Annotated in this window: 4 protein-coding genes; all 4 read right to left on the bottom strand. The window is 70.5% G+C overall.

All coding sequences use genetic code 11. The features are described from left to right. Positions 1-102 precede the first annotated feature (102 nt). The gene (locus ACV530_RS25655; RefSeq protein WP_494334962.1) at positions 103-948 is read right to left on the bottom strand and encodes a DegV family protein; all 846 of its coding nucleotides are present in this window, start codon (positions 946-948) and stop codon (positions 103-105) included. Positions 949-1,031: 83 nt separating this feature from the next. Next, positions 1,032-1,730, bottom strand: coding sequence for a hypothetical protein (locus ACV530_RS25650; RefSeq protein ID WP_494334961.1), 699 nt, complete (start codon positions 1,728-1,730; stop codon positions 1,032-1,034). A gap of 135 nt (positions 1,731-1,865) precedes the next feature. Continuing rightward, complete coding sequence (gene leuS / locus ACV530_RS25645; RefSeq protein WP_494334960.1) at positions 1,866-4,715, bottom strand: leucine--tRNA ligase; 2,850 nt, start codon at positions 4,713-4,715, stop codon at positions 1,866-1,868. A 206-nt stretch (positions 4,716-4,921) separates the two neighbouring features. Then, complete coding sequence (locus ACV530_RS25640; protein WP_494334959.1) at positions 4,922-6,901, bottom strand: S53 family peptidase; 1,980 nt, start codon at positions 6,899-6,901, stop codon at positions 4,922-4,924. Positions 6,902-6,924: the final 23 nt, after the last annotated feature.

The raw sequence follows: 6,924 nt of genomic DNA, 5'->3' as shown, positions 1-6,924 counted from the left end.
GCAGCCCCAGGACCGGGGTCCGGGGGCTGCGCCCCGGGAAACGGAGAAAGGGCGGGACCGGGGCACCATCCACCGGGCCGGACAAGGGCGGAAAGCGGAGCGTCACCGCTGGGAGATGACTACGCCCAGGAGGCCCGGGCCCGTGTGGGCGCCGATGACCGCGCCCACCTCGCTCACATGGAGGTCGCCCAGGCCCGGAATGCGTTCTTGGAGGCGGTCGGCCAGGAGGGCTGCGCGGTCGTGGGCGGCCAGGTGGTGGACGGCGATGTCGACCTGGGCGGCGCCGGCGCGGTCGACGGCGATCTCCTCGAGGCGGGCGATGGCCCGGGAGGCCGTACGGACCTTCTCCCTCAACTCGATGCGTCCGCCCTCCAGTTGGAGCAGCGGCTTGACCGCGAGTGCCGAGCCGAGCAGTGCCTGGGCGGCGCCGATCCGGCCGCCTCGGCGCAGGTAGTCGAGAGTGTCGACGTAGAAGTACGCGGCCGTGCCCTCCGCCCGCTTCACGGCGGCCGCCACCGCCTCGTCGAGCGTGCCCCCCGCCCGGGCGGTCTCGGCGGCGGCCAGCGCGCAGAAGCCCAGGGCCATGGCGACCATCCCGGTGTCCACGACCCTTACGGGTACGGGTGCTTCGCGGGCCGCGAGGACCGCCGCGTCGTAGGTGCCGGAGAATTCGGCGGAAAGGTGCAGGGAGACGATGCCTTCGGCGCCCTCCTCCGCCGCCGCCCGGTAGGCCGCCGCGAAGACCTCGGGGCTCGGGCGGGACGTGGTCACCGGCTTGCGCTTCTGGAGGGCTTGGGCGACCGAGCGTGCCGAGATTTCCGTACCCTCTTCGAGGGCCACGTCGCCGAGGACGACGGTCAGGGGTACCGCGGTGATGTGATGCCGCTCCATCGCCTGCTGCGGCAGATAGGCCGTGGAATCAGTGACGATCGCGACATGGCGGGACATGCCCCGGAGGTTACCCGCCGAGACACCGCGGCGGCAGCCCGAGCCCCGGGCGTGATCAATTCACGCCACGGCGAACGCGGTGGTCAAGTCGTGCTCTCCGGCCGGCGCCCGGCCTTGTTCCACTGCTCCCAGGGCTTGCTGGTCTGCCAGGCGTTCCGGCCCGGTATCGCGGGACGTTCCGTCTGCTCCGCAGGTGCAGACGGGGCGGACGGGGCGGACTCTTCTTCCGTGCTCGTCCAGTGGCGCAGGGCGCTGGTCTCCATGCGGATCTGCTCGCTCAGGTCCGCCAGGTCGTCGCCGGTGAACTGGCGGGCCCGGTCCTGCGCGGCGAAGCGCAGTGAATCCGCCGAGTGCCGGACGTGCTCCGTGCGCTCGCGCAGCTCGGGCAGGCTCTCGGCGACACGGCTCTGGTTCGGCTCGTTCTCCAGCCGCCGCAGTTCCTCGTCGAGCTCGCGGCCGTGGACGCTGAGGCGGTCGAAGAGGGCCTGGGACTCGGACAGCGAGGCGTCGTCCTGGGCGCGCTCGCGCAGGGCCTGCTGGGTGGCGCGCATCGACGCGCGCAGGTCGAGCCGCAGCTGGGCGACCTCGGAACCGGCGCCCGGCACGTACAGGCGGGCCTTGAGGCGGGTGTCCTCCACCGTGCGGCGGGCATGGGTGACCGCCTGGTTGACCGTGCGGTCGACCCCGCGCTTGACCGCCTTGACGGCCTTGACCGTGGCGACCACCGCGAGCGCGATGAAGACCGCGACGGTGAGGGCGACGATCACGGCCACGGCTTCCATGGGCGCTCCCAGAGTTGTCCGGTGTGTTCCCTCCACCGTAAACGCCACGGGCAGGCCGTGGGTTCCATCGGAACCCCCAACCTGCCCGTAGGGGAAAACCCGAGCCGGGAAAACCGAGCCGGGAAAACCCAGCCGTTACGCCGGGACGATGTTGACCAGCTTCGGCGCCCGCACGATCACCTTGCGGATGCCCGCGCCGCCCAGCGCGGCGACGACCGCCGGGTCGGCCAGCGCCACCCGCTCCAGTTCCTCGTCGGAGATCGAGGGGGCGACCTCCAGGCGCGCCTTGACCTTGCCCTTGATCTGGACGACGCAGGTCACGGACTCGTCGACGAGGTACGCCGGGTCGGCGACCGGGAAGTCCCGGTGCACCACGGAGCCGTCGTGGCCGAGCCGGCGCCACAGCTCCTCGGCGATGTGCGGGGCCAGCGGGGCGATCAGCAGCACCAGGCCCTCGGCCACCGGACGCGGCACCTCGCGCAGCTTCACCACGTGGTTGTTCAGCTCGGTGATCTTGGCGATGGCGGTGTTGAAGCGCAGGTTCGCCATGTCCTGGGTGATGCCGTCGATGGCCTTGTGCAGGGCACGCAGCGTCGCCTCGTCCGGCTCGGCGTCGACGACGGTGACCTCGCCGGTGTTCTCGTCCACGACGTTGCGCCACAGGCGCTGCAGCAGGCGGTACTGGCCGATGACGGCGCGCGTGTCCCAGGGGCGGGAGACGTCCAGCGGGCCCATCGCCATCTCGTACAGGCGCAGGGTGTCGGCGCCGTACTCCTCGCAGATCTCGTCCGGAGTGACCGCGTTCTTCAGGGACTTGCCCATCTTGCCGAGCAGGCGGCTGACCTTCCCGCCCTCGTAATAGAACGCGCCCTCGCGCTCCTCGATCTCGGCGGCGGGCACCGCGATGCCACGGGCGTCGCGGTAGACGTACGCCTGGATCATGCCCTGGTTGAACAGCTTGTGGAACGGCTCGGCCGAGGAGATGTGGCCCAGGTCGAACAGGACCTTGGACCAGAAGCGCGCGTACAGCAGGTGCAGCACGGCGTGCTCGGCACCGCCGACGTACAGGTCGACGCCGCCGTGCGGCTTCTCCGCGCGCGGGCCCATCCAGTAGTGCTCGGCCTCGGCGGAGACCAGCCGCTCGCTGTTGTGCGGGTCCAGGTAGCGCAGCTCGTACCAGCAGGAACCGGCCCAGTTGGGCATGGTGTTGGTCTCGCGGCGGTAGCGCTTGGGACCGTCGCCCAGGTCCAGTTCGACGTCGACCCATGCCTCGTTGCGGGACAGGGGGGTCTCGGGCGAAGTGTCGGCGTCGTCCGGCTCGAAGGTGCGCGGGGTGTAGTCGTCGACCTCGGGCAGTTCCAGCGGCAGCATCGACTCGGGCAGCGCGTGGGCGACGCCGTCCTCGTCGTAGACGATCGGGAAGGGCTCGCCCCAGTAGCGCTGGCGGCTGAACAGCCAGTCGCGCAGGCGGAAGTTGACGGTGCCCTCGCCGATGCCGTGCTCGGTCAGGTGGTCGATGACGGCGCGCTTGGCCTCGTCGACCTGCAGGCCGTTGATGTCCAGCAGCTCGCTCGCGGAGTTGATGGCCGGGCCCTGCCCGGTGTACGCCTCGCCGTCGAAGCCCTCGGGCAGCTGCACGGTGCGGATGATGGGCAGCTCGAAGGCGGTCGCGAACTCCCAGTCGCGCTCGTCGTGGCCCGGGACGGCCATGACGGCACCGGTGCCGTAGCCCATCAGCACGTAGTCGGCGACGAAGACGGGGATCTGCTTGCCCGTCAGCGGGTTGACGGCGTACGCGCCGGTGAAGACGCCGGTCTTGTTCTTGCCCTCGGTCTGGCGCTCGACATCCGTCTTCGTCTGCGCCTGCTTGCGGTAGGCCGCGATGGCGTCCGCGGGCGTGCGCGCGCCGCCCGTCCAGGAGTCGTTGACGCCTTCCGGCCACTCGGCCGGGACGATGGTGTCGATCAGCTCGTGCTCGGGGGCCAGCACCACATAGGTGGAGCCGAAGATCGTGTCGGGGCGGGTGGTGAAGACCGTGATCTTCTCGTCGTGACCCTCGACCTCGAAGCTCAGCCGGGCGCCCTCGCTGCGGCCGATCCAGTTGCGCTGCTGCAGCTTGATGGCCTCGGGCCAGTCCAGCGCGTCCAGGTCGTCCAGCAGGCGGTCGCCGTAGGCGGTGATCCGCATGTTCCACTGGCGCAGCTTGGACTTGAAGACGGGGAAGTTGCCGCGCTCGGAACGGCCGTCGGCGGTGACCTCCTCGTTGGCCAGCACGGTGCCCAGGCCGGGGCACCAGTTGACGGGCGAGTCGGAGGCGTACGCCAGGCGGTACTCGCCCAGCACGTCGGCGCGCTCGACCGCGCTCAGCTCATTCCAGGGGCGCCCGTCGGGAGTTGCGCGCTCGCCGCTCTCGAACTGCGCGACCAGCTCGGCGATCGGGCGGGCCTTCTTCGCCGTCTCGTCGAACCACGAGTTGAAGATCTGCAGGAAGATCCACTGGGTCCACTTGTAGTAGTCCGGGTCGATCGTCGCGAACGAGCGGCGCTTGTCGTGGCCCAGGCCCAGCCGGCGCAGCTGCGCCTTCATGTTGGCGATGTTGGCCTCGGTGGACACCCGCGGGTGGGTGCCGGTCTGCACGGCGTACTGCTCGGCGGGCAGGCCGAAGGCGTCGAAGCCCAGGGTGTGCAGGACGTTGTGCCCGGTCATGCGGTGGAAGCGTGCGGTGACGTCGGTGGCGATGTAGCCCAGCGGGTGGCCGACGTGCAGGCCCGCACCGGAGGGGTACGGGAACATGTCCATGATGAACTTGGCGGGACGGGCCAGCGTCGCGGCATCGCCGCCCAGGTCACCGCCGTCGGGGTTGGGGGCCTCGTAGGTGCCCTCGGCGTCCCAGAAGTCCTGCCAGCGTGCTTCGATGTCGGCGGCCAGCGCGGCCGTGTAGCGGTGCGGGGCAGCCACCTCGGCGGCGGGTGTGGTCTCGCTCATCGTCTTCAAAGCTCCATCGATGTCGTCTCTGCCTGCGAACGAAAAAACCCCTCGCACAGGAGGGGGCGCCGCGCCGATGCCGTCCGGGTCTCGTCCGGTCGGGATTGATCAGCGCGGCTCGCTAAGCAGGAGGCGTACGGCACGCATGGGCTCAGGCTACCGCAGGGGTACCGGGACCCGCACCGAGGTGCGGGCCCCGGCCCGCCTCAGCGGCGGTGACCCGGGACGTACGAGGTCACGTAGTTGTCGGCCGGGGAGCCGACACCGGTGACGTTGTCGTAGCCGACGGTCGCGGAGAGGGAGCTGTCACTGCCCATGCTGCGCAGCGAGGTGACCACGCCGGCCTTGGCGTCGACGCCGTTGACGAAGTCGAGGCGGACGTTGCCGATGCCCTGGTTCCTGCCCAGCGGGTGGTCGGTGACGTCGTGGTACGCCGAGGTGCCGTAGCGGTCGTAGATGGCGGGGTTGGCGAAGCCGATCGGCACACCGTGGCGGGCCTGCTGGGCCAGCGCCTGGACGCCCGCGATCACAGGGGCGGCGAGCGAGGTGCCGCCGATGCGGTACTCGCCGTACTTCACGGACTTGTCCGGGAAGGTCTGGGTCTGGCCGACCAGGAAGCCGGTGGTGGAGTCGGCGACGGCCGCGATGTCGGGCCCGACGCGCATCGGCTTGGCGGTGCCGTTGGCCTTGGCGAGCGTGTCCGGCACGACCCCGCGCTGGTAGAAGGGCTGCTCGAACAGCGCGCTGGTGCCGCCGCCCGCGCCGCCGGTGAAGGTGCCGGGGAAGTTCTCCCAGTTGCGGCCGTCCTTGGACAGGCCGGCCTTGTGGGTGCCCCAGCCGGTCTCCCACAGGTACTTGTCGCCCTTGCCGACGGCCAGCGAGGTGCCGCCGACGGAGGTGACCCACGGGGAGTTGGCGGGGGTGTCGACCTGCTTCACACCGTGCTTGTTGGTGTTGTCGCCGTCGTCACCGGAGGAGAAGTAGAAGCCGATGCCCTCCACGGCGCCGGCCTGGAAGACCTGGTCGTACGCGGCGGCGGTGTCCGGGGTCTCGTGGGTCTCGATGTCGCCCCAGGAGTTGGAGACGATGTCGGCCAGGCGGTTGTCGACGACCTTGTGCAGGGAGTCGATCAGGTCGTCGTCCTGGCAGGAGGCGCCGGCGACATAGACGATGTCCGCCGCGGGGGCGACGGCGTGCACCGCCTCGATGTCGAGGGTCTCCTCGCCGTACCAGCCCGACGCGTCGCACTCGGTGGGCCCGGTGTGCGTGTAGTTCGCGGGCTCGAGCTGGGAGAACTGGCCCTTGCGGTACGCCTTGTCGCCGTTGCGCTTGGCGTACTGCTCGATGTCCTTGGCGATCGTCGGCGAGGCGAACGCGTCGGTGATCGCGACGGTGACGCCCTTGCCGGTGAAGTTCTTCGCGCCGTACGCGGCGCGCAGCTGCTTGCCCGTGTAGCCCTTGATGGCGTACGGGGCGTGGCCGCCGTAGGCCGAGGGGAGGCTCTTGTTCACGTTCGAGCCGTAGTACGTGGAGAACGGGCCGGCGTTGACGAACGCGTTGCTCGGACCGGGCAGCGTCTCGTCGTGGTGGGCCAGCCGCGGCGCGTTGTTGAGGCCGACGACGGTGAGGACCGCGCCGTCGAGGGAGGCCGGGACGGAGGCGGTGCGGGACGGCGCGTGGTACGTCTTGCCGTCCTTGACGTAGTCGTGCAGCTCGGCGCCGAAGGCCTTCTTGGCCGCGGCGGCGTCACCGGAGACGGTGAGGTAGTGCTGGTTGGTGCCGGTCACCTTCAGGCCGGAGGACTTCAGCCAGTCGGTGACCTTGGCTATCTGGCCCTTGGTCGCGCCGAAACGCTCCGTCGTCTGCTTCGCGGTGAGGTAGTGGCCGTACGAGCCGGACTTCGGGTCGGAGACGGCCTTCGCAAGAGCGGCCAGGCCCTTGGCGTCACGGCCGGCGAGGTAGACGCGGGCGGTGATCTGCTTCGCCTCGGCGGTGGCGCCGCGGTCGGCGTGGGACGTCGCCCACTCGGGCTTGGTGCCGGCCAGCGACTGGCGGGCGTGCGGGCCGGGGTCGGCGACGGCGGAGGGCGCGCCGAGCGCGAGCGCTCCGGCCACCAGGGGAAGCGCCGCGACGAGGGACAGGCCGGCTTGCGCTCTGGAACGTCTTGTTCTCAATGAAACCCCCATGCGATCCGAAATGGTCGACGTCA

This window comes from Streptomyces sp. SX-6 (genome assembly GCF_059089585.1).
This window is presented reverse-complemented; position numbering and strand designations above follow the sequence as displayed.